The sequence below is a fragment of the Rheinheimera oceanensis genome (assembly GCF_018831085.1).
Classification (GTDB): Bacteria; Pseudomonadota; Gammaproteobacteria; order Enterobacterales; family Alteromonadaceae; genus Alishewanella; species Alishewanella oceanensis.
The window spans coordinates 1,019,770-1,044,384 of record NZ_JAGPNM010000001.1 but is presented as its reverse complement, the minus strand read 5'-3'; the positions used below and the strand labels follow the sequence as shown (position 1 = coordinate 1,044,384).

The window sequence follows — 24,615 nt, the reverse complement described above, 5'->3', positions numbered from 1 at the left end:
AAATTAAGCGAACCGTGCCGTTCAACAGGCGTTTAGCCGTCACTGAACTACGTGCCGGATAAAACGCTAAAGCGTTACAAGTCATAAGGAATGTCGTGCATGGAAGACCCCTATGAAATATTTCGTGTTCTTATCAAATTTATGGATGAGAGGTATGTTGACTCATTCTTAAATGATGGTCTCTTATTCATGAATAACATTGACTATTTCAGAAGCTACGAGGATGCAGATGTAGCACTTCGCGGAGATATTCACGAAGGTTTAGCTGCAAGCTATAAAGCTGAGGGACTCACAATCTCGCTCGGTGATCACGTTTTGGAAGGAGCTGTAGGTAAAGTAGATCTGCGCTACAACCATGAAGGTGACATTAACATTTACAGCATGACCAAGATCAGTGACGGAAACATATTGGAGGCAGGTGATTCCGGCCTTTCCCTAAACAATAAGTTTGTAAAATTTGGTAATCGGGCAGTTGTCATAGGTGGTTCAAACATTATCGAGTTTGATAATAGGTTAAGAAACGCTCTTGCTAAAGATCTAAATATATACACCCTACGAGAAGACAATGTGCTTGCAAAGCAGGTTTCGTATTTGAGCCGTGAAGAACATCATGGCCAAATGGACGTATTCGATAAATTTTCTGACTACTCATGGCAGCACGAGTGGAGAATTGCATTTAAGCAAAAACATGCAGCAGGGCCATATCCTTTAAAAATTGGTAATCTATCAGATATTGCAAGCGTATTTGAAACTGATTCTTTGATTCGGGAGCCTTTAAAACTTGTGCCAAGCAACTTGTAACAAGCGCATGTTGTCGGACTTTTTTCCGCTGCGCTCCAAACTAGCCGAAAATGCGGACATTATACGGCGGGCCTAATATGCCCACTTTTGACCCAAAGCCGACGTTTGTTTAGAAACTGCCAAATCAAGTGTTTAATCGAAGAAAATAAGTGCGAATACAATTGAAATTTGTTTAATAGGTTTGAGATGGTTGATACGAACGAAATAGAAATAGCTGCCCCTAAATCAGATGAGCACATATTGACCTCACTTGAAGTTTCTTCTGGTGCACCAGTATCGCAATTAGACTATCTCAAACTATTCAGCGCTGACACTTGGGAAGATCTGACGCTAGAGCTGGTGACACACTGGAAAACCCAATATTCGCGTGTAGTCCGTTGTGGTGCAGGCGGTGATAAGGGAAGAGACGTGATCGCCTATTCAAACAAAGCCCCTAATTTATGGGAAAATTTTCAGTGCAAGCATTACAGTAATAAGCTTAATCTGGCGCAGGGTTTATTGGAGATAGCGAAGGTCATTCATTACGCTCATCTGGGCGAATTCACTATTCCAGCCCATTATTACTTTGTTGCTCCCCAGGGCGTATCCAATGACTTACTAAAGCATCTTAATGACCCAGGCAGGTTAAAGACTCAGCTCCTATCTAGATGGGATAAGGATTGTAAGAGTAAAATCACAACTAAGAGAGATGATGATATTGCGCTTACAGACGAATTGCGCGCCTTCATTGACACCATCGATTTTAGTATCTTCGATCATCTGCCACCAATTAAGATAATTGAACTGCATTCAAAAACAGAATTCCATGCGAAGCGTTTTGGTGTTCAGGTGAAAAAAAGGCCCAGATTTGAATCTCCGCCCGAAGTGCTGTCTGATAATGAAGTTGTTTATACAAATGAACTTTTAAATGCTTTTGCTGATGCTGAAGGCGTATCAGAGTTTAAGGCAGCGTCCTTAGTGGTCGGAAGTGACTATAAAGAAGAATATGATAGTGCTCGCAAAAACTTCTATGCTGCAGAGGGGCTTGAGAAATTTTCCCGTGATTGGCTTCCTGAAAACTCATATGATGACCTTGTGGAAGAATGTTATGAGGCTGTTTCAGCAACAGTTAGAAGCAAGTATGAAAATGGTTATGTGCGCTATTTGGAGACCAATGCACATGCAACCAAAATTACATATGATTCACACCCCCTGAGACCGTACATAAAAATTCAGGATAAAAAGGGAATGTGCCATCAGCTAGTTAACTCAAGTCGTATTAAGTGGGTCAAGGAGGAAAGTTCATGAAGGAACGCTATCAGAGCTTTAATAGCCCGATTGAGCTTGGCACACGAATTTGCTTGATGTTGACGGCTTTGAATTCACAGCAGAGCTTGGATGACTTGGTTTTACTAGATTATGCCTTGCTCTACTCAAATGAGTTCGATGGCCCAGATAATTTGCATCCTGCATTGCCAAATCATGTAGCAGAAATTGCTCACCGCAGGGAAATGCTCCCAAAGGCTATAGATTTTCTTTTGAAAAGGGGGTTGATACGTTTGGCTGTCAAGCCTGATGGTCATTACTACGAAAGCAATCAAAGCACTATTGAATTTGTATCATGTCTTCAGTCACCGTATTACAAAAAGGCATGGATTAGATTGAACTGGATTCACGATAACAAGCAGCGCATTGTTAATACGAAAATTACAGAGCTGGCGAAGAGTTTTGCATGATTATTAAAAAGCTAGAAGTAAAAGGCTCAGGAAAAGAGACAGCATCTGTTGAGTTTGAAGCTGGTCTTAATGTAATTGCTGGTGCTTCAGACACTGGTAAGTCGTACATAACTAAGTGCTTTCAATTCATATTTGGATCGGAGCAGCCTCCAAAGCAAATTGAGCAGTCTAAGGGATACACTCATCTCGAAGTTACAATTGAGCTGAACGATGGCAAACAGGTTCTCTTGTCGAGAGAACTTGCAGAGAAGGCAGATGTTACTCTTACTGAGCTCAACAATAATAACCTTGTGACCGTATTGAAGCCGAACCATAAGGGGAACCCAAACCTATCCAGCTATTTTTTAGATCAAATAGGGCTTGATAATAAAACATTAGTTATGGGCCTGGAACGCATGAAGCCATCCTCACTAACCTTGAGGATTTTCGAGAAAATACTATTGGTTGACGAAGAGCGAATTATTTCGGAAAGCTCACCATTCGGTAAAGGACAGAATACGGAAAAAACATTAGAAACATCATTTATTAAAACTTTGCTAACCGGTGAAGATGACTCGTCAATATTGGCGTGCAGGGAGGAGAGGGATTCCAAAGAAAAAATTGGCAGGAAGATTGAGAACCTCCAAGAGTTTTTGGATCGTTTTTTCCCTCAAGAAAAGGATAGTGAGAATACTTTGGAACAACTGGACACTGCTCTTGATCAATTAGAAAACGCGTACGAAGAAGCAGATCGAGAATTAAATGAGCTTGTTCAGGCTAATGACAATATTGTGAGAGAAAGAAATCATGCTAAGCAGCAGGTTATGGCCATCTATGAGAAACTAGCCGACGACAATGTGCTTTATCAAAGATTTGGAATGCTGGAAAATAAATACCTGTCTGATCGTGAACGGCTAGAGGCTAACTCCGAAGCAATTGTTTATATGGAGCATCAACGTTTTGCAAACTGCCCACTTTGCGGCAGCGAAATTATCGAACAGGATGATGTTGATTTAGACGTAATTGTGCAGGCCAACATTGCTGAGATTAGGAAGATTGATGTTCATCTCAATGATTTAAACTCTACCCAAGAGTCTGTACAGTCAGCCATTGATGCAAACAGGAAGAAATTGGAAGAGATGGAGATGGAGGTTAAAAGGCTGGATGAAATTTTAGCCCAGAATATAGTACGTAAGTTCAATGAAAACCGCGCTGTAATGAAGCAGCTTGATTTGGTCCGTTCCAAATTCAGAACAGAGCGTGATCAAGAAAAGAAACGACAGGAAATATTCGAGGAAATTGGAAAGCTACAAGTAGAGCACGGTAAAATCTCAGATAGTTATAAGTTTCCCGACTTCTCAAAGCAGGTAGTTGAGCTGGGCAATGAAATATCAAAAATATTGAAAAGATGGGGTTTCCCAAATGGTGACAAAGTCATTTTTGATATAGCAGCTAGAGATATTGTGATCAATGGTAAGCCTAGAAGTCACTATGGGAAAGGATATCGTGCAATTTGTTTTTCTTCAATTCTGCTCGGCTTGATGGAATATTTGTTTCCAAAGGGGCGTCATCCTGGCTTTGTGATTTTTGATTCGCCTTTAACCACCTATAAAAAACAAGACGAAAGCCAAGAAGCATCAAATAATGAAGTATTCATATCAAATAATTTGATCTACGCATTTTACCGTGATTTATGTGATTACTATTCTGGCAAGCAGTTAATCGTCTTGGACAACCAAGAACCTGACGAGGATTTACACCAATCCATGAATTACATTCATTTTTCAGGCAACGATAGTGTTGGGAGATATGGTTTTTTTCCTTTGCTGCAATCTAGCATAAAGAACTGATTGAACGAGGGCTTAGTTTGTCTACGCCAAGGTCCTCCATTAGCCAAACTCTGACATAGAGATAATCATGCATATCACGTATAAAAAGCGCAAACACTCGGAAAAATTTTCCGCTTCGATCTAAATTGTCCGCTATTGCGAGTGTTAATGTCCGCTTTTCGCTCATAGCAGACATTTTATCCAAAACTAAATTGTACATCTGCGTCAGGGCCAATTTCTAATATTAGAATTAGATGAAGATGGTTTTATTCAACCCTCTTCATCTGCTATCTCAAGAAAATCCCCGATATCACATTCCAGGTATTTGCATAGCGTTTCAAGCGTCTCAAAGTCGATACGCGTTGTTGTCTCGTGATATAGCCGGGTCAAGGTACTGCGGTTAATCCCTGTATCCCTCATCACATCTGTAACTTTCAGTTTCTTTGCGCCAAGTAGCGCGGAAAAGTTGCATTTTATCACTTTAAAGCACCTAAATGATTCTCAAAAGATACAAAATGAGCTTGACAAGTACCTTCTGGGTGTAATAATGTGTCTCTAGAGAAGCAAAAATGCCTTCTTAAGAGGAGTTATAAGTATGGCACAAACCTACCTGACTACGGAAGAGTTGTCGAAACTCATTAAGTACGATGCGCGAACTATTCGTGAAACGCTTAAAGATAGAGTGTTACATGAGGGCGTGCATTACATCCGTCCTTTTGGTGGCCGTAAGATTTTGTATATCTGGGAAGCCATTCAAAAAGACATCAGTAAACCTCAATCGAGGACTTTCATCCCAATGGCAAACGGAGGTATAGCACATGGGTAGTTTAAGAAAACGGGATTCCGGCGCATTACAGCTGGATTTCAGATACATGGGCGTGCGCTGCCGCGAACAAACAGCTTTGCCTGACACACAGGCAAATCGCAAAACGCTGGAGAAACTACTGCAGAAAATCGAGGCCGAAATCTTGTTGGGGACCTTCGTGTACAGCAGCTATTTTCCCAACAGCAAAATGGTGGCGCGGTTTGAAAAGCAGCAACAGCGCTTGCTCGCCGGCAATAGAGCAGAACGTTTGCCTACCTTTGAAGAGTTCGCCGTGATTTGGCTGGATGAAATGCAGGTGAGCTGGCGCGATTCGTACCGTAAGACAATGGCCATCTTGGTAGGGAACCGGCTTATCCCACACTTTGGCAAGATGGAGGTCGACCACATCACTAAGGCTGATTTGATCCAATTTCGCGCCACACTCGGCAAAGTTCGTCGCGAAAACGGAGAGCAGATTTCAGCAGGTTACATTAACCGTCATCTGAAAGTTGTCCAGATGATCCTAAGCGAAGCAGCCGACCGCTATCAGTTTACTGCGCCCAAACGGTTAAAACCACTGAAAGTACAGAAAAGTGACGTTGACCCGTTCACGTTGGATGAAGTGAATGCCTTCTTACAACATGTGCCGCAGAAATTTGCCGACTACTTTATTGTGCGGTTTTTTACCGGGATGCGCACCGGTGAAATCGATGGCCTGAAATGGCGGTTTGTGGATTTTGACCGTGGCATGATTCTGGTGCGGGAGACCTGGGTTATCGGGCAGGTGGGATACACTAAAAACGATGGCTCGCAGCGTGAAATTCGCATGTCGCAGCCAGTGCGTGATGCACTGAAGCGGCAATTCAAACACACTGGCGATGGAGAGTTTGTATTCGCCACCCGAAATGGCACCCCGTTTAACCATCGCAACATAACCCAACGAGTTTGGTATCCCACGCTAAAAGCCTGTGGCCTTAGAGAGCGGGTGCCATATCAGACCCGTCATACCGCCGCCACGCTCTGGTTGGGTGCGGGTGAAAACCCTGAATGGATTGCCAGGCAGATGGGGCATACCACCACAGAAATGTTATTCCGTGTGTATAGCCGCTATGTGCCCAACCTGACGCGTCAGGACGGCTCGGCGTTTGACCAGCTGTTAAAAGCCCATCGCAAAGGAGATAAAGCATGATCCAGATTGAACATTCACCCATCTTCCGGCAGCAGTTACTCGACAACACGTTTAGAAAGAAGGTGCGGCAGTTCACGCTGCACCTGGTCACCGTGCTGCAGATAGACCCCCATGGGCGCCAACTCGCTGCATTTATTTGCCCGGGGGAGCCTCATGACAATACTGAGGTGGTTTATAACTGGGTTAAACAACAATGCTGCTGCGTCAGCTGTGTGCGAGAAGTCGAGTTTAAGGCGCTGCAGCGTAACTTTGTGCGTTGGCTGCTAGACCATGATGTGCCTATGGGAGACATGCAATGAGCGATTTAACCTTTTTATACTCCCCCATCCATATTTGGCTGGGGAATTTTATCACGTCTGAGCAGGTGGCAGAGTCCAACCGTGTTAAGCAAATTAAAGGTATACACCAACGCTTTTTATATCCGTACACGCGCCAGGGCCGCCATGGTTTTCAGCAGCTGTACAGCGTTGAGCAGCAGGCGTTTTGCCAAATGCTGGCTCATCAAGGTTGTATTGCCTCTGCGTTGCTTTTTGGGTTTAGCCTGTCTGCTGATTATCGGGTTAGCCGCCGTATCATTTGCATTCAAAATGCTTACCAGTATGCGTTTTTGGGGATGGAGGGATTACTGGAATGCTCTGAGGAAAGCGGCTTTTTAGATGAGATAGAGCACTTTCTGGTAAGCCCAGTGTTGATCCAAATATGTACTTTCTTGGCTGAAAAGTCGCAGCAGTTTGGCCCAATTGAGCACGAGTCTCATCCGGTTATTCAGTGTTGTCGGGCGCTTATGCAAACTGCAGACGCCACCGGTCAACTTCATTAATTGGATCTAGGAGCTGTTATGCAAATACTAACGCCAATTTCGTCTTATCAAACCCGGCAACATAACGAGATTATCCTGATCGATTCTGGCCGCCTGGCAGACTGGTATGGTCTTGCGAAAGAGTTGCCCAAGGTAGTGTGTAAAACCAGCATAAAAGGAGACCTTGAAGCAGGCTGGGGCCTGTATATTCAGGAAAATAATGAGTTTACCTGGTTAGTCGGTGAAAAGGCTGGCGCCGAATATTTTGAGCCGCTTGATGTAATACCGCTCATCGGCCACAAACTGATGCTGATGCACTGGCAGAAGCTGGTATTTCGCTGCCTAGGGGAGTCTTGCTACGGTGTGTCGTTTATCGACTTGACTGGGGGTATGCAGGTTAATTAATCACTATGAAATGCACTTCATCCAGCGCAATTTATAATGCGCTGGATGATTTTATGGTTTGAGAATTTATCAAAGGATAAAAAAATTTCTTGTGAATTTGATCGCAAGTAGAACAGTTAGCTGCTGTTATGTTGATATTGGGGCTGCTATCTCAATCAGCTTGTCGACAAATACCAGCCAGAAATTTGGTTGCATGGTTACACTCACTTAACAATAGACAAGGCCATTGGAAACACTTTCAATGTTGACACTATTCACCTCGTTAAGCGATGGTACTCAATTAGCAAGGTGTCCAAAAGTGTTGGTACGGATTAATATTCGTGAGTGCTCGCCCTATCCATTACAGCTGATTCGTTAAGTTGCTGTTGTTATTATTGATGAAGAATGCGGGGTGGTCGAGACGTTGTTTTGTACATACCGGGTCGGAATGAGGATTGCCGACATTAATGAACAGAAAATGTGTCTCAGGGGGTTTGATAACCTCATAAAACACATTAAGGACAATGAGACAATCGGTGCGTCCTTGGTTTTAATGATGCAGTAATTATTGCACTAGATAAAACAGAACCCGCTTAGCGCGGGTTCAATTACGTTTAGCCTTAACTAAGCGTGACAAATACTTTACTGCCGTGGCTAAGAACCGCTTGCCAAAAAAATTAACAAATTAATTTATTTCAATTAATTGCTTTTGATAATTAGTATCTTTATGGTGTGGTTTGGTTTAATCGGTTTGTAAAACCAATAATTGAATTAGCTGACTATGTCTCGTACGCCTTTTCCGTTTTTATCTGGATTGCCACTATCCATCAACACAGTCCCTAGTCTTTCCAAAATTCAGTTGTTCAGCGATACTTTGCAACGATTGATTTTGGCTCGTGGAAACTTCTCGCTTGAATCTTATCAACAGACTAACTTTGCTGATCTAGCGGTAGACTTTCCAGCGTCCATTGGGGGCGCTGTAATGAAAAGGCAAGCAGAATATTTGGCTGGCCGATATCTGGGGCGTCTTGCAATGCAGCAAAGCGGGTTGTTTGAGCCTGCTCCACCACAGATTGGTATTGGTGCGCTGAGGGCTCCGACTTGGCCTGCGGTAGTGACAGGCTCTATTACGCATCACCAATACAGTGCTTGTGCTGCTGTTTTAACGCAACCTCTGGCTGTTAACAATTTTGTTGGTGTTGATATTGAACTTTGGCTGTCCTCGCAGCAAGCCAGTGAAATAGCCGGATCTATTCACAATCCAGATGAACTGCATGTACTAGTGAGAGCCGGCTTTACCGACGCGCAGGCAACTACTCTGTTATTTTCGGCCAAAGAAGCTCTATTTAAAGCAATATGTCCTTTTGTTGGCGAATATTTTAGTTTCGATGCCGCTGAACTAGAGGAATGCTCTGAGTTAGCAGGTGATTCCATGATTACTGGTCGACACGGATGGTTACAGCTGCAACTAACCACCAACTGGGTAGCTGCCAGAGCACCTCAGCAAAAATATCTCTGCTGGTTCAATTGCCGTGAATCTGATGTCCTTACATTGGTATGCAGTAACTCAGTTAATACTCAATGGCTGGACAGTATTAGTGAAGATTGCAGAAAAAGCGATTTACGTTCTCAGAACAGTCAGTGATGCCATTACTGTATCTTTTGCTCTTTGATATAATCAACCACATGCTTAAATGCTTCACTCACAGCTTTTGGCTGTTCCCAGTCCAAGAGGTTCCAGTCAATGCCACAGTCGAGAGCAAGTATGTTTTCTGTCAGGATAAATTTCATCAGTTCTGGTGATTCGACAGTTCCTAAACGGTAATGTCTTTTCTTCTCGGCGGTCACTGGAGATTTAATATCATTTAGAATGTCATGAATTCTCTTATCGATCATCCTTTTGTGTTCTACATTCAGGATACTCTGGCCGGTTTTTTTGCGGATGCGTTGTTCTTCCGTAAGCACGATTTTCTTCATCGTGATAAAAGGTATCGAATTACCCTTTTGGTAAGCCTTTAACACAGCCGGATAGCGAGTCAACACGTTATAGTTGTCAAATGCTCCCATGGATATACCCAGTAAACTAGCAATTTCCCGAACTGTTAGTCCTTTACTCTCAGTTCGTTGTCGCATTGCACTTAAGGTTTCAAGCTCTAGTATTGCTTCCTGAAACGCTTGCAGTTTACCATATTGGGGTAAATCTTCCCGGCTAGCGTTTTCTTGGAATTGTTTAGTGCGCGGTAACAATGGTTGTTGGTTGTAGACCTTAAAGTGTGCTGCGCCGTCGATGCCGTTAGAATAGATCATCGCGAAAAAACGGCGGTGGCCAGTCAGCAACTGGTAACTATTGCTTTCAAGTGGATAGATGCTCGGCGCTTGAATCAGCTCAGAGACGGATAAGTTTGCTGCTAGCTCAAGGATAGATGCAATGTTGGCATTAGCTTTTTTCCACTCGAAGCTGCTATTGTTAAAGCAGTTCAGAATACAGGACTTACCAATCACAACCTGATTTCGGCAATCTAACCGCTCTATTAATTGAGCTTTTGACAGTCTTTTGGTGGCGATTTGATAAGCAAGTTGATCAGGTATTATTACAGCCGGGAAAAAACGGGCATTACTCTGATCGGGCTGGATGCGGTTCAGGAAAATTGATTTGTACTCATACGGCTGCTCAATGAGGATTTTGGAAAAATCCATACTATTCAGTTTTGCAGTTAGTTTCTGCTCCAGAGACAGAACACTCACTAGCTTTCTCCACTCATTCAATATTATGTCAAAGTATTTTAGATCTTACAGTAGTTGGCAGCAAGCAATCTTGCCGCCAAATTAAGTAGGAATATCGCTTAACATTAGCCCTCTATGCTTTCACAGAGGATAAAAGAGGACGTATAACCCAGATTCGACAATTTTAATGACACTTTTTCATTGACTATATAGTTTTCAAATACTATCTGAGGCTCAGTATGCAGTCCCTCCAAACCGTCTTTTCGGCCTTCTAGATATGCATCTTTATATATTTCACGCAATAGGCTTGCTATCGAATCCATATTTACTTAAACCTTTTTATTTAAAGTTATTTATTGGTGAGTAAATCTTTTGCCGTTTGTTAATTCTCAAGTGATCATGACAAATAATGAGTTATAGGTGCCGACTCGTCAACAGACTGAAATCTATCACAAGCACACAATTTTAGGCTTATCAAAAGATGATAAACTTATGATATTTACAAACACATGTCAATATTTATAATAAATATATATTTTATTTACGTTAGTAACTTGGATTATTTATTACTCTGGGCTGTCACAATAATGGCCATGAGATAGACACCCAAATCCCTGCCATACGATGTGGAACTGGCCTGGAAAATGCTGCTTGAACAGACTGAAATTTTGAGCACAATGGAGCGCATGTAGGAAAAACGCATCGCCAAATTAGAACGGGCAACGCAGAAGCCTGAAAATGAGCTGTAGCAGTCGCTAGAGCTTGACCAGTTAAAATTGGACGTTTTGACACCAACCTTCAGATCTCTGACTGCTATCACTAAACCCCTTTCATCACCCGCACTAGCTAAGGCGGGATTTTCCATTGCCGGTTATCTTCGCTCACCACAAACACCGATTTTTCGTTGATTTTGATTACCACACCGAACACCAACCTCACACAGCTTGACGTAAAAAGTATCTCTACGTTCCAGTTCGGAATAGGCTCGGCCTGCTTTTGGATTAATCGAATTAGCTTTGTCCAGTATTCATCTGTTAATATTGTTCTTAATATGATGAGTTGGCATGGTCAGTTTATGGTGAAATTAATATACCAGCTTCATCTTAATGACTAACAATCAATAAACAAAGTTCAACAAGCCCTAGGTGTTAGCCTTAAAAGGGACTACCAAAGGAAACATAAATGCCTCGATTTTTGCTTTTAACACTGCTTGTTGTGTCTTACAGCGTAAGCGCCATCGTTGTTCGTCACGACATAGATGATTCAAAGTATCGGGTTCATGCGGATGAGCTTCCTGCTCTGGCCGACATGCCTGGTGTGGGGCATGGTGTATTGATTGCCCCGCAATGGGTGATTACCGCTGCTCATGCGATCACATGGCAATCTGAAATCAAACAGATAACGGTTGGCGGTATACCCAGAGCTGTTGAACGCATCAAGGTACATCCCGGCTACAATGCACCACCTAAACTGCTACTTGAGCAAGCTTTATCTACGTGGGATTGGACGCTTTTCAGGCTTCTTCTCGCCTCCTCAGATGACATCGCACTGGTGAAATTAGCGCAACCAATTAATGATATCTCGCCTGTGACTGTTTACAATAGAAGTAACGAGTTCGGCCAAATCGTTAAGATTATAGGAAAAGGCGCAACGGGTAACGGAATGAGCGGTTACGAATCCAGCAGCCCTCACCGTACAGAACTTCGTCGTGCTTACAATAAAGTCAGCAGCGCTGATGGTCGTTGGTTTTGCTATGTGTTCGATAACCCAGCGGATGCTTTACCCCTTGAAGGCGGATCAGGTAGTGGAGATAGCGGCGGGCCAGTTCTGATTCAGGCTGAGACGGAATGGTTGTTGGCAGGATTGACTTCATGGTCTGATCTTCAAAGTACTAACAGAACACCTGGGCGGTATGACCAAGTCAGTTGTAATGTTCGGATGAGTCATTATCAAGAGTGGATTGAAAGTGTTATAGCGGTACAGCCGTAATGGCGACATATTAAATGTGAGTGTATAAAAAATCTGTGTAAGAGGCATCCCTTGTATTTGAAAAGAATAAAGAATACCATTATGAGTCAAGCTTATCGATCAGTTATTGGCTGACTACAAATCGTCTGAAGACCCGCTTGGTGACAAGGTATCCTTAAGCAGTTCACCAAAAAGCTTGCTGAGCGTGCCCTTGAAGCTGAGATGGAGCAACTTTGCCAAACATAATGCTATCGGTAAAAATATCGGTAACTCTCTGTACGCAGTATTCATGGCGATATAGAGCTTGAAATACACGCTCTTGCCCAGCCGTATCATGAACCGAGAGCCAATCTCGTTCTAGACTTGGATTCTGGTTAAATACTCAATTTCTGTTTAGCTGCCTCAGCCATTAAATAAATATTCGCGCCGGTAGCAGCATTGATAACACCTTTAAGCTTCCCAACACGTGCAGCCCGGGCTGCACCGCCACAGTATGCTTGACCGAAATCATAGATGCCCCACACAGGTTCGACTTCACAAAATCCAAAAGTATCAGAGTTTTGCACCCTGTCTGGCGGACAGAACTCCTGAATCAACCATCCTACACTGTTTAACTTTTCATCTATCAATCCAATCCATTCCTGCCTATCTGTGACTTGACCGACAATGACATCCTTACCTGCCATGGATTCGCCTTTTTTCAGCACAAAGCGGTTTTGCTGCTCTTTGAGCAGGTCGGACAACTTGTATTCCTTGCCCTCCCAGTTTACCTGTTGCTCGATAAGACGTTTACTCCACGGAATGTAAGCCTTGATAAACTGGGCTTCACTGTTGGTAACTTCGGACAAGACATTGTCTTCATGGAGAACAGCCATCAACAACTTGTTGCCGATCATGACTTGGAACGGATTATCGGGATAATGGAGTTTTCCTGCCAAAAAGCTCGAAACCAATTTTAAATGCAACGAAGGAGGGAGTTCGCGGTGACTAACTAATACCGCATCGAAAATAATCCCATTAAACCTAACCGCATTGTTGCTCAAGCATTCCAGTTGTTCGGGTTGATGACAAAACGCCATCGTCGCGTTAGGGAATTTATTGACGAACTTGGCTTTAACTCGCTCAAAACTGGCATGTATGCCGGCAATGCCCTGCTCGGTAAACTCCTCGGTAATGAACAGAACATTGCCGTTTGGCGTTGCTGCCTTTAGCCTTGAAACCGAATCGAGCAGAGCTGTAATCAGTGAATCCATTACTTGTTTGTGCGCCAACTTTATCAAATTTAACTTCGGAAACCGGGAAAATATCTCGTCAATATAGCCACATAACCAATCGACTTCCCACAATCCGAGGTTGGTCCCGGCATTGATCTCCAATACCTTGCATTGATGGTTGCTGTAGAGCAGGTCAAAGCGTTGAACAAAGTCGCGCTTGTCCAGCTCTACCTGGTCTAACATGTTGAAGATGGAATCCCCCATCTGTAGATAGTCGCTGAAAAGTTTTCCGTCTTTGCCAAAATAAATACGGATGGCCTTGCGGATCAACGCCGGTAAGGTACTGATAATTTTTTCAAACTCCTGCTTTCTTGCTTGGGAAAATATCAGTGGCCACGTGCCGACACCACATTTATAAAACTTCCCTATTGACTCGGCTTCCGGATATTCCATGATTTGCAAATTCTGCAGCTGCGGATCTTCCGCCACTGCAGCCATCAACTGAGCATACTGCGAAGACAAAGATACATTGTTTTCCAAGACGTTATAATCTGTCATATCTACCTATCTACCTATCTACCTATCTACCTATCTACCTATCTACCTATCTACCTATCTACCTATCTACCTATCTATCTACCACAACATTGTTATTCTACTAAGTGCTCAACGTCCTGCTTACTTATCAACATCAGCATATGGAGTACTGCTCACGCAATAATCCGGCCAAATTGGTGATAGTCTGATAGATGTAAAGTTCCCGCATGTGAATTTGAGGCAGTCCAGCTTCTTTCGCCGCAGCGGATATTCTGATGGCATATAGTGAGTTTCCGCCAAGGTCGAAGAAGTTGTCCTCGGCTTTGACCGGCTTACCTAGAGTCGCTGTCCATATAGCCACCAAGAGGTCCTCAAGGTTCTGTTTACCAGAACATGCCTCGACTGGGCTATCTTCACTGGTTGGCTCTGTAAATTTCTGGTTACTCTGGGCATTTGTTTTATCCCGCTCAATGACAAACTCTTCAATGCGTTTAGTGTCGAGCTTGCCATTAGGCGTCAAAGGCATTTCACTGACTTCGCGATAACTTGACGATTGCATGTGAATTGGCAAATATCGCTTGGCGTGGGTTATTACATCATCGATGGAAATGCCTTTAAGCATTACATAGGTGTCAAGCCTTGCAGTTGCAGGATCATGGGGATCTTTTTGCGTAAAGGTTACCGCAGCTGCTGTAATGCCCTCTGCTGCAAGCATGGTATTGCGGATTTCGCCAAGTTCAATCCTGAACCCTCGCAGCTTAATTTGATCATCAAGTCGTCCCATATGCAGCATCTCGCCGTTCTCGAGCATCATGCCTTTATCTCCACTCCTATACATGGTGCCTTTATGGAACGGATCTGGAATAAAGCGTTCAGACGTCAAGTCGGGTCTGTCATGATAGAACATCGCTACACCGGCACCACCGACATAAATTTCGCCGCTTACTCCCGGAGGCAACATTCTTTGCTTCTCATCTAGTACATATATATACCAACCTGGTAGTGGCTTGCCGACTGAACGTGAAGCAGTTACGGCGTGATGACGGCTAATGTTCTGCGCGGTTACATGTACGGTAGTTTCGGTGATACCGTACATATTGACTAAGCGACATTGTGTTTCTGGGTGCCTGTCAAACCACGGAAGCAGGGCTCTTGTATCCAATGCTTCACCACCGAATATCACCAACCTAATACTGTTGCCCACGGGATTGAACTCGTCCTCTCGAATCAGACTGATAAATGCCGAAGGTGTCTGACTAAGTACCGTTATTTTCTTTTCACGCACCAAAGTCGCAAATTCTTCAACATCACGGCTGGTCCAGTAGGAAACAACTACTAGCTTGCCACCTGTTAGCAGACAGCCCCAGATTTCCCATACGGAAAAGTCGAATGCAGTAGAGTGGAACAGGCTCCAGACATCTTGATTATGCAAGCCAAAGTCATTTTTGGTGGCATTTATTAAGTGAGTCAGATTACAGTGCGGAATAACAACCCCTTTAGGTTTTCCGGTGGAGCCCGAAGTATAAATAATATAAGCGGCATCGCTCACGTGTAAGCCTTCTATCTCAGGCTTGTGGGTGGGTTTTTTGGAACTTTCGGCAAAGAATGCCCCATGAAAAAGTATCCGGTCCGTGGCGATTTCAGGTATTTCGGCTAATTCACTGATGATAAATTTCAAGCCGCCATCTGTGCAGGTATAGGAAATGCGATCCAACGGATAGTTTGGATCAAGCGGTACGTAGACACAACCGGTTTTCAATATGGCTAGCATGGTGATCACTGTCTCTGCCGAACGAGATAGACAAATACCTATATGCTCGCCTTTGGCCACACCTTTTTCCAGCAGCGTATGAGCTACTTGGTTGGCCTTTTCTTCTAACTCGCGGTAAGTCAGCTGGTAGTCTTCAAAACATACGGCAATGTTATCCGGTTGCGATTGTGCCAATTCGCTTATCCTTTCCTCCACACGGTAGGGCGGTTCAACTTCAATGTCGTTTCTGCCAAGTAGGCTGACTGAAGCTTGTTCACTCTCAGCCAACAAACGCTGGTTGCCGAGACTCTGGTTGGTGCCTTTTGAAATTTCTGCTGCTATACCGCGAATACTATTAATCATACGTTTGATGAAATCTGGGCAATAGGTCTTACGATTGAACATTACCAGCAGTGAAGTGGCCTGGTTTAGGTTTTCACTGATGATAAATGTCAATTCGTGAGATGGACCCAAACAAGGCAGGTATTGCCATTTACTTACGCCAGGCATGCGATAAGTTTGTTGATCGTGAATAATGCCAACCTTGCACTGTGACATATCTGCCTCTTTGTCAACATTCAACTTCTCGACCAGTGAAGCGACTGTGCTATTAGCATCAAGGGCTATTGACAGCGCTAGGTATTGCGTCTGGCAGTCCAATGTATCGGCGTTATCGTTATCGTTATCGTTTTTCATCCAGGCTACAGGTGCATCCTTACTGACTTCATATGCGGCCAACACATGGCCAATGATAACAGTAAGGTTACTAACATCGGGCTCCCCTTCCAGTGCAACAGCCTTTAAGACGATATCGTCAACTTCAGTGGGAGAAAGAGCCTGGTGCAGTTTAAAGTGCTCAGCAGACAAAGATAACGCCGCAACTAATGCAGATGGGTTTTCCGATCCTATTATTCTGCGTATGATCAACAACAGCGATGCTTTGTCGTAAACGGTTTTGTCGGCAACCACAATCAAATCGGCCACACCGTCACGGTAAACTAAAAGGGTCGCTCTAAGTCCGATTTCACTGAAGTAAATCGAACGATTCATTTCTTTAATTGCATTTGATTCGGCTTTATCTGAGTAGGAGTCGATTGACAAATTGTCAACCCAAAGCTGCTCAACAGCAGATTCTTCTCGTCTTGTCGGTAACTCTTTAACCAATACCTGCCAATTATTGTCGATAACTGCGACAGGCTTGTTTATGCGGGCTCTTACAGCATGTGAGTTTGCTGCAGCTATAAGGCTGCCCGATTTAGATAACGTGATATTGCTCATCTTGAGCTCCATTCGTGCTTGGAAGCAACAGAGGTATCCTAGGCACTAGGCCAGCTTTTACTTGATTGAAAAGCCACCGTCAACGGTGATGACACTACCGGTCATGCGTTTACAATCGTCAGACGCCAACCACACCGCAGCATCTGCAATATCTTGTGGTTCAACAAGCTCATTCATCGGCTGTGCCTGGAGAAAGGTATCTTCATGTTCGCTGACTGAAACCTTCAATACTCTGGCAATTTCAGATAGCATCATGCCTTCGACCTCTTGCGAGTCCCTAACGGAACCTGGACAAATCGCATTTACCCTGACTTTCAGCGGTGCGTAATCCAACGCGACGGCTTTTGTTAATCCAATGACGCCATGTTTGGCCGCGCAGTAGCCGGAAAAATGGCGGTAGCCGACCAGACCTGCCGTTGATGCAATATTAATAATACTGCCTGCCCCCTGCTTGACCATGTATTTGCCTACAGCCTTGGTCATTCGCCAAACGCTGTTGAGGTTGATGTCTATCATTACCTGCCAATGCTCTTGACTGACGTCATGAGCGATTTTGCCCGATGGCGCAGCAATACCGGCGTTATTTAACAAGATATCGATTTTGCCGAACCTTGCCATGGTCTGTTCTATTGCCGACTCAATTTGGCCCATGTCGCGCAAATCTGTTTCGCAAACCAGAACTGTCGCATCCAGTTCTCTACACAACTGTGCGGTGTAGGCTAATTGACTCGACGACCCTAATGCATAAGGAACTTCGTCAATGTTTTTGCTAATATCAATTAAAACGAGATCTGCCCCATTTTTGGCGAACTCCAGTGCGATTGCACGGCCAAGGCCGCGGGCAGCACCGGTAACCACCGCAACCTTGCCTGAAAGTTTCACAACGAATACTCCACTGTATTAATATTTGACGGAGTCTTAAAAAAAGTCTTCTCGATCTCCTGCAACATCTCTGCAGCCTGCTCAACCAAATACATGTGACCACCTGAGAATTCGATGCAGTGCTTGGGAGCAGTGGTCGCATCCTTCCATTGGTCGGCCATTTCAGCACTAACCAAGGTATCTTGGTCTCCACGTAAGGTATAAATCGGTATATTTAGCTTGATATCGCGAGAGGGCTTGTAGTTTTCATGCATTTCTACATCGGCTCTGAGCAACGGTAGCAGCAGTTCTCTCATGTTCGGATCTTTCAATGCGACATGGCTATAACCTGCAAACTCTTCAACACATTTAACAAAATCATCGTCATTCAAACCAGTTGCCCGCTTTGTCCTTTGGGTGCGTGGTCCCGGTGAGCCGCTAACATACAAGGAGCGAACATCGAGACCAGGTTGTTTGACCAAAAGGTGTACCATTTCATAAGCCAAAACAGCACCTAAGCTGTGGCCAAAAATAGCGATAGGTTGATTTGGGTCTATAGCATCTAATACTTGCTGCAATTCAAGGTCAACGGCGGTTTTTACGTCTGTGTATGGAGTCTCAATAAAGCGCTTTTCTCGCCCAGGCAACTGTATTGCAACTACATCAATATTATTGTTGAGCTGGTTCCATTCATTAAATACTGACGCACCGGACCCAGCGAAGGGCATAACAACCAAAGTCAGTCTATTTTCATTTGCCATAACAATTTTTCTTCTATAAAGAGTTTTTTGATTACTACTGTAGAAGCGCAACTTGCACCTCCACATTACCTGCAGACGGAAAGCTGCCTAATACCACTATTCTCCCCTGAGAATAGTAATCGGTCGTGCCCAAATAATTTGTCGCAATGATAATGCGCAAGCAATTGCCGAGGTCAAAACAACCAGAACATAAGACAGCATTGAAGGGATCAATTCGATTGCAAAGCTGTCCGTATTCAGGCTCCATGCGTACAACAAAATGGTTATACACATAGTGAGTAACAATCCTAACATGACCGGACGGCTGTAGTCGCCGAACACCACCTTAGCAATCCTCTTAGGGCATGCCCCAATGGACATGCGCACACCCAATTCGTAACGTCTGAGCTTGATTGAGTAACTGAGAACACCGTAGATACCGAGGCTGGCTAAAAACAAAGCAAGAACCGCGATAGCTGCGGTGATGGAGACAATTGCAATATCTCTAGCCAACAAGGTCTTATAGGCATCGTCAACTTTTATAAATGAATAAATGGCGATATTGCGGTTCACTTGGGACACCAAGTCTATAAGCTCGTTTTTGGTGAGGTCGTGGTTGTCTTTCAACTTAATCACAAAGCTGAGGCTACTGCTGCCTGCCAGATACACCCTTGACGTTACACCGGTACGGGGAATGTAGATATCTTTAACAATACCTACAATCTTGTAAGGCTCCGGCTGGCTTTGCCAAAACACGTTCATACCCAATGCGTTGCCGTCCGGCGCATAGAACTTTGCCAAAGTTTCGTTGACCAGCACCATTTTGGCCGAATCGCGGATATTTTCTTGGTTGAAGTTGTTACCTTGTACCAACTCTAAGCCAAACATAGGAACATACTGATGGTCTATCATGTTGGTATTGGCTTGGTTTTTTTCGTTGCCGCTAAGTTCTTTGGTAACCAACGAAACGAAGTTGTTGGTCTGCATTGGGGCGAAGATAGAATTACTGATATCTCTTACCTGGGGTAATTCCAACACTTTTTTCTTAATCGACTCAATCATCTGAATGCGCTCAGGCCGGGTGGTTTGTTGGGCACCGGTGGTCATTATTACATGCACCAAGTTCTCGGTTTCAAAACCAGCTGCCTGATTTATGACCCCCAGCGATTGCTTTAAGATATTGAAGCTGCCGGTCAGCAGCAGGCTAGCGAGTATCACCTGGCTGAGTATCAACATGCTACGGACTTTAGCTGAAATTTGTAGGCCGCTGCCTTTACCACTGCTTTGCAATGACGAATTGAGGCGCCGGTACTTGATCATATTAGTGATTATTACTGAGAAAAACGAAGCCAGCAGCGCGGCAACTGAAAACGCAAAGACAACGGTAACAAAGTTGATAGACAAATCATTGATACGCGGCAATTGTTCTTGCGCGTGGGTTTTCAACAGCTCAAAACCAAAATGGGCAACTACCAAGCCGAGCATGCTCGACAGGAACATCAGCACAAAAGTTTCATACAATACATGCTTGAACAAGTGTGCTTTGGTGGCGCCAAGGGTTGCCCTTATGGCGTACTCGCGAAATTTTTCTGCTGTTCTTGATAAGAACAGGTTGGATACGTTGGCACAGGCAATCAACAACAACGCTAGAGCACCGAGCAAGAACATCATCACTGTTTTGTAATTGTCGCCGACAATGGCTGATTCAAATGACTCCAAACGAACTTTAATAGAACCTTCCTTCAACCAGCCGACACCAATAGTCTGAGCCTTGAATTCGGTGTTGGTCAACTGGGTTAGCTGCTGATTGGCCTGATCTTCAGTTACACCTTTTTTCAGCTTACCTACAACCAAAAGGCTTGGTGACCAGGACTGCCAGCCTTCTCTGTTGGACTCAGGAATGCTGTTGAAGTCCCAAGCCAACCACACGGCAGTTTTCCGGCCGATAGAATACAGTTCAGGTTCCGAGAAATTTTTGGCCGTTACCCCAACGATGCTGAAGCTCGTTTCGCCGACCGTAAGCTTTTGGTTAAGAATGTCCGGACGTTTGCCATAGTAATCATTCCAGGTCTTATAGCTAATCACCGCTACCGGATTGCGGGCATCAAGATCTTCGGTGGCAGCGATTGGTCGGCCCATTTCCATTGGGGCATCTACTATAGTGAACAAGCCAGAGGTGGTAAAGGTTACGTTTAATTTCGGCTGACCGGAAATACTGGTGATTAGTTGTTCTTCAAAGTGCATGATACTGACATGCTCAAAAACATCTTGTTTTTTGTACAACAGCTCGGCTATTGGATAGAGATGGTAACCATCCAATTGCATCTCATTTTTGTTGTAGCTTTCACCTTGGGCGACATACAGCCTATCATGATCCGGATATGGCAGTGACTTGACGTATATCAAGTGGTTCAGGTTGAACATGCATATCAATGCGCCAATGGTAATACCTAGTGTCGTTAAAACACTGATACAAAAACCCGGAGCATGCTTCAGACTGACCAGCGCCAGCCTGAATTTATTGGCAATTGCAATCATCCCGCTAACCTCGCTTGTTCTGCATCGAGCAAGACACCGTCGAGCATGTGGAACTGAGTTTTTGACATAGTGGCATAACGAGGATCATGGGTTACCATGCAAATGGTGGTACCTTCTTCGTTAAGCTTGGCCAACATCTCCATGACTACATCACCGTTTTTCGAGTCGAGGTTGCCGGTAGGCTCGTCGACTAACAAGATAGCTGGGTTGGCCACTAGGGCTCGGGCAATGGCGATACGTTGTTGCTGACCACCGGACAGTTGGTTGGGCTTGTGTTTGGCACGATGACCCATTTCAACCTTGTCGAGACAAAACTGAACCCGTTCGGCAATTTGTGTCTGGCTGTAGGAAGTCTTAGAGTAGTTTAGCGGCAGTGCAATGTTATCGAACACGCTGAGTTCATCAATGAGATTAAACTGCTGGAAGATGAAGCCGATTTTTTGATTTCGGATCTCGGCGCTTTGTGTGAGCGTAAGCTGGCTAACATCATGATCTTCAATAAAGTACTTTCCACCTGTGGGCATATCCAACAATCCGAGAATAGACAACAAAGTTGACTTGCCGCAACCTGACTGACCAGATATGGAAATATAATCACCATCATAAATGGACAGGTTGACTCCCTTTAAGGCATGCGTATCCATCTCTTCACCAACAAATACCTTTGTTATTTCTTCTAATCGAATTTTTACATTACTCATGGTTTTCTTAGTCCTGTTGTTTTTAAGTCTAGTTTTTAATTTGTAGCTTAGAAACTCCGTCGTATTTCGATAAATCGGTTAAAATGATTGTTTCGTTGGCTACTGCGCCCGAGACCACCTGTAACTTGCGGCCGGACTCTGCGCCGAAAACGACGGTCTCGGTGGAAGCCGATTTTCCATCTTCAGACAATTTGAAAATTGTTGCCGATGAATTGGCCCTGACGTTGGCCGGTCGCTTGACGTAGCTAATGTTTTCAAGTTGGTTGATGAAAATTTCGGCGTCTACGTTTAGCCCCAGGCGTGTACTCTGTGGCAACTCACCAAGCAATAATAATTCAACTGTAACAGCGCCGTCTTCTACTGACGGATTGATGCGTGCAACCTCGGCTTGGACCATGTCTCTACGGGTATCGACGACGGCTCTCTGACCGACTTCAATGCTTCCCACTCTGGACTGTGGAACCTTGACCAGCGCAACAAATTCGTCTACACCGCCAATCAAAGCCAATGGCTGGCCAGCTGTCAGGCTCTGACCAAGCTCTACCGGCAGCTCCTGAAGCACCCCATGCATATTAGCTGTGACCGTCAACATGCTGTGACGGCGCTTAACAGCGTCGTATTCACCTTGTTGCTGATTGATAAGTTCTCGCTGAATATTTACCGTCTCGGCATTCACCAGCTTCAATTGTTCGAAGCGTTTGCCTTTCAACTCCAAGCGTTTTGTCATCTGCTTTTCTTTAAGCTGGGTTTCCATATAGGTCAGTTTCGGAACGATACCGTCGCCAACTAACTCGCCTTCTGCTGCGAGTTTGAACTGGGTCGCCTCTAGCTGTGCTTTGAATTCATACAACTGCTCTTCTTCGTTGATAAGTTCTCGCTCGTGATTGAGTTCAAGCAGGCGCAGGCTTGCACTTTGACGAACCAATTCAAGCTCGGCATTCATTAACTCCACTTCCAGTTCTGGATTGCTTAGTCTGAGGATCACACTCTCCGGAGTAACCATCGCTCCCGGTTTAAGCACTATCTCCTCTACTGTCGCGACACTTGGAGTGGTGATTAATGTCTGATTTTTTGAACGCAGATTGCCAAAGCCTTCAATGGAAATCTCCATAGAACCAAAATCTACTTTAGCAAATTGCAGTTTGTCTCGATCTATCGATTGACTGTCTGCGTCTGAATAACTGCTGAAATAAAATGTAAATGCCACTATAATAAAAGTCACCATTCCGATATTTCTGGCACTGAAGAGTTTGGTCTGCTTTTTCGTTTTCATTACGTCCATAAATTAATACTCATACCATTATCAGTGGAGCAAGGTTAAAATTGTCAATTTCTGAAAAGCAACTCCAACCTATCATATTGATTAATAATCAATTATGAAAGATCAACAAGCCCTAGCTAGAGGCCAAACTATAAGCCTTTACCTTATTGACCGTTTCCGCTAAGTAGGGGGCAAACATAATATCCAGATGATCCTCCACTTTATCCGGTGGTCCGAACACATTCAAACGTCCGGTTGTCAATTGCTCCCAATCGCACCAAGGTGCGGTTTTCGCTGCCGCTTCCGAGTCTGCGTAATTCCATTGATATAAGTCGATATCCATCGATGAATTACCGGCCCGATAACGTTTTTGCGCTTCGCGCATCATTACCAGAGCCTGAATGCTGCGGTCGACCCAATGTATATTATTACTGATACCTTCAACCTTCCGCTCTACCAATAAATCGACAATCGCCTTTGATACCTTGGGCATGTCTCGCGATTCAAATGAAGGCCAATCCAACGAGGTCAATTGAAGACCGAAGCGGGCCCCTAAATAGTCACGGAGGAACAGGTATTTTTCCGGGACTGTTGAATCAAAACCGGTTACGAGTTTAGAACCAAACATCACTACACGCTCTACCTCTTTCCCTTCTAGGATCAACTGCTTAGCAATTTCATAAGCCAAAGGGCCTCCGGAGCAATAACCAAATAGAGTATACCGACCAGATTCCTGAACCTCTTGAATAGTTTCCAGATGATACTCCGCCAATTCAGGCAATGAACGATAATCAAAATCATCGTAAATTACCGGATCTTCCAAGGCATAGACTTTGGCAATATCGCTAAGTTCTTTGGCTATGCCCTCATAATAGCTCACTCCACCACCGGCAGGGTGAATACAAAAAATGTTCCTGGCGGCAGCGGACTGGTTCAATTCCACCACGGTCTTCAAGTTATCAATGTTTTCGCTCATACTTACTCTAAATGACAGCATCCCCATTTAATAGCACAACACAAATGATTTATTAGGCGGCAGCTCTACATACGGTTTTATGGCAGGTATGTTGCCGACCCCAATTAATTCCGCTGTTTAAGTCCTTATTTTCTTGGTGGACTTAAACCTAAGCAAGCAATCAATCAGGTATCTAAGGTATCGTCTACCCAATGTTCATCACGTTTATTGCGCCTTTCAAACTTTCTGCGTACATCCTTCCTTATCAATATGGTTTAAACTTGGGTAGGAAATTAAATGCCAGAACTCCCCCAACTATGCTGTCAGCAATCCCAATCTATATCGTCTCTGCACCCCAAACTTCATATTAGCCTTCATTAAACTCAAGCTAAGCGGTAAACTTTTCAAAGAAATTGTCGTTAATATGCAAATTTGTTGTTAGTTTACCCAAGTATTGCGAGCAAGGCAAACCGTTCCGTAGAGCTCGATATTCTTGCGTTGAAGACCGAAGGGGCAACACGCCAGTCAGCAACTGCTCAGCGGAATAAGCTTTGATCCAAGGACTCGCTGTCCGGCATGACTTGGAA

General features: G+C 44.2%; 21 protein-coding genes and 1 pseudogene. 12 read left to right on the top strand and 10 right to left on the bottom strand.

Features of this window, described 5'->3' with window-relative positions; genetic code table 11:
- The first annotated feature begins 99 nt into the window (after positions 1 to 99).
- From J3B89_RS04585 to J3B89_RS04570, 4 genes are all read left to right on the top strand, one after another.
- On the top strand, positions 100 to 801 hold the full coding sequence (locus J3B89_RS04585) for a hypothetical protein (RefSeq protein ID WP_215396304.1): 702 nt from the start codon (positions 100 to 102) through the stop codon (positions 799 to 801).
- 186 nt (positions 802 to 987) lie between these two features.
- The gene (locus tag J3B89_RS04580; protein ID WP_215396303.1) at positions 988 to 2,088 is read left to right on the top strand and encodes an ABC-three component system protein; all 1,101 of its coding nucleotides are present in this window, start codon (positions 988 to 990) and stop codon (positions 2,086 to 2,088) included.
- Positions 2,085 to 2,516, top strand: coding sequence for an ABC-three component system middle component 2 (locus J3B89_RS04575; protein WP_215396302.1), 432 nt, complete (start codon positions 2,085 to 2,087; stop codon positions 2,514 to 2,516). Before J3B89_RS04580 ends, J3B89_RS04575 begins: the two co-directional genes overlap by 4 nt.
- A complete protein-coding gene (locus tag J3B89_RS04570) occupies positions 2,513 to 4,345 on the top strand; it encodes an AAA family ATPase (RefSeq protein WP_215396301.1) in 1,833 nt (610 codons plus the stop codon). Before J3B89_RS04575 ends, J3B89_RS04570 begins: the two co-directional genes overlap by 4 nt.
- A 249-nt stretch (positions 4,346 to 4,594) precedes the next feature.
- Here J3B89_RS04570 and J3B89_RS04565 read toward each other — a convergent pair whose 3' ends face one another.
- Entirely contained in the window at positions 4,595 to 4,804 is a 210-nt protein-coding gene (locus tag J3B89_RS04565) for a helix-turn-helix domain-containing protein (RefSeq protein ID WP_215396300.1), read from the bottom strand.
- Positions 4,805 to 4,919: 115 nt separating this feature from the next.
- Between J3B89_RS04565 and J3B89_RS04560 the strand changes: the two genes are divergently transcribed.
- From J3B89_RS04560 to J3B89_RS04535, 6 genes are all read left to right on the top strand, one after another.
- Positions 4,920 to 5,150 (top strand): hypothetical protein, encoded by a 231-nt coding sequence (locus J3B89_RS04560; RefSeq protein WP_215396299.1) that lies wholly within the window; start codon positions 4,920 to 4,922, stop codon positions 5,148 to 5,150.
- The gene (locus tag J3B89_RS04555) at positions 5,143 to 6,318 is read left to right on the top strand and encodes an Arm DNA-binding domain-containing protein (RefSeq protein WP_215396298.1); all 1,176 of its coding nucleotides are present in this window, start codon (positions 5,143 to 5,145) and stop codon (positions 6,316 to 6,318) included. Before J3B89_RS04560 ends, J3B89_RS04555 begins: the two co-directional genes overlap by 8 nt.
- Complete coding sequence (locus J3B89_RS04550) at positions 6,315 to 6,617, top strand: hypothetical protein (RefSeq protein WP_215396297.1); 303 nt, start codon at positions 6,315 to 6,317, stop codon at positions 6,615 to 6,617. The genes J3B89_RS04555 and J3B89_RS04550 overlap by 4 nt, the downstream gene beginning before the upstream one ends.
- Positions 6,614 to 7,138: a hypothetical protein gene (locus J3B89_RS04545; RefSeq protein WP_215396296.1), complete on the top strand. Its 525-nt coding sequence runs from the start codon at positions 6,614 to 6,616 to the stop codon at positions 7,136 to 7,138. Before J3B89_RS04550 ends, J3B89_RS04545 begins: the two co-directional genes overlap by 4 nt.
- Positions 7,139 to 7,156: 18 nt before the next feature.
- On the top strand, positions 7,157 to 7,522 hold the full coding sequence (locus J3B89_RS04540; RefSeq protein ID WP_215396295.1) for a hypothetical protein: 366 nt from the start codon (positions 7,157 to 7,159) through the stop codon (positions 7,520 to 7,522).
- A 760-nt stretch (positions 7,523 to 8,282) separates the two neighbouring features.
- The gene (locus tag J3B89_RS04535; protein ID WP_215396294.1) at positions 8,283 to 9,146 is read left to right on the top strand and encodes a 4'-phosphopantetheinyl transferase family protein; all 864 of its coding nucleotides are present in this window, start codon (positions 8,283 to 8,285) and stop codon (positions 9,144 to 9,146) included.
- 5 nt (positions 9,147 to 9,151) lie between these two features.
- Here the strand turns inward: J3B89_RS04535 and J3B89_RS04530 are convergent, their stop codons facing one another.
- Complete coding sequence (locus J3B89_RS04530) at positions 9,152 to 10,246, bottom strand: hypothetical protein (RefSeq protein WP_215396293.1); 1,095 nt, start codon at positions 10,244 to 10,246, stop codon at positions 9,152 to 9,154.
- Positions 10,247 to 11,407: 1,161 nt separating this feature from the next.
- Between J3B89_RS04530 and J3B89_RS04525 the strand changes: the two genes are divergently transcribed.
- Together J3B89_RS04525 and J3B89_RS04520 are read left to right on the top strand one after the other, a co-directional pair.
- On the top strand, positions 11,408 to 12,214 hold the full coding sequence (locus J3B89_RS04525; protein ID WP_215396292.1) for a trypsin-like serine protease: 807 nt from the start codon (positions 11,408 to 11,410) through the stop codon (positions 12,212 to 12,214).
- Positions 12,215 to 12,308: 94 nt separating this feature from the next.
- Positions 12,309 to 12,502 (top strand): annotated as a pseudogene (locus J3B89_RS04520) (IS256 family transposase); the annotation flags it as partial.
- A gap of 65 nt (positions 12,503 to 12,567) precedes the next feature.
- Here J3B89_RS04520 and J3B89_RS04515 read toward each other — a convergent pair.
- The 8 genes from J3B89_RS04515 to J3B89_RS04480 form a co-directional block, all read right to left on the bottom strand.
- Complete coding sequence (locus tag J3B89_RS04515) at positions 12,568 to 13,965, bottom strand: hypothetical protein (protein WP_215396291.1); 1,398 nt, start codon at positions 13,963 to 13,965, stop codon at positions 12,568 to 12,570.
- Between the two features lie 133 nt (positions 13,966 to 14,098).
- A complete protein-coding gene (locus J3B89_RS04510) occupies positions 14,099 to 16,972 on the bottom strand; it encodes a non-ribosomal peptide synthetase (protein ID WP_215396290.1) in 2,874 nt (957 codons plus the stop codon).
- A gap of 57 nt (positions 16,973 to 17,029) precedes the next feature.
- Entirely contained in the window at positions 17,030 to 17,854 is an 825-nt protein-coding gene (locus J3B89_RS04505) for an SDR family oxidoreductase (RefSeq protein WP_215396289.1), read from the bottom strand.
- Positions 17,851 to 18,594, bottom strand: a complete 744-nt coding sequence (locus J3B89_RS04500) for a thioesterase II family protein (protein WP_215396288.1) — start codon at positions 18,592 to 18,594, stop codon at positions 17,851 to 17,853. The genes J3B89_RS04505 and J3B89_RS04500 overlap by 4 nt, the downstream gene beginning before the upstream one ends.
- 96 nt (positions 18,595 to 18,690) lie before the next feature.
- Positions 18,691 to 21,111, bottom strand: coding sequence for an ABC transporter permease (locus tag J3B89_RS04495; protein WP_215396287.1), 2,421 nt, complete (start codon positions 21,109 to 21,111; stop codon positions 18,691 to 18,693).
- Complete coding sequence (locus J3B89_RS04490) at positions 21,108 to 21,812, bottom strand: ABC transporter ATP-binding protein (protein ID WP_215396286.1); 705 nt, start codon at positions 21,810 to 21,812, stop codon at positions 21,108 to 21,110. The genes J3B89_RS04495 and J3B89_RS04490 overlap by 4 nt, the downstream gene beginning before the upstream one ends.
- A gap of 28 nt (positions 21,813 to 21,840) precedes the next feature.
- Positions 21,841 to 23,094, bottom strand: coding sequence for an HlyD family secretion protein (locus tag J3B89_RS04485; protein WP_215396285.1), 1,254 nt, complete (start codon positions 23,092 to 23,094; stop codon positions 21,841 to 21,843).
- Between the two features lie 112 nt (positions 23,095 to 23,206).
- Entirely contained in the window at positions 23,207 to 24,049 is an 843-nt protein-coding gene (locus J3B89_RS04480; RefSeq protein WP_215396284.1) for a thioesterase domain-containing protein, read from the bottom strand.
- Positions 24,050 to 24,615 lie beyond the last annotated feature (566 nt).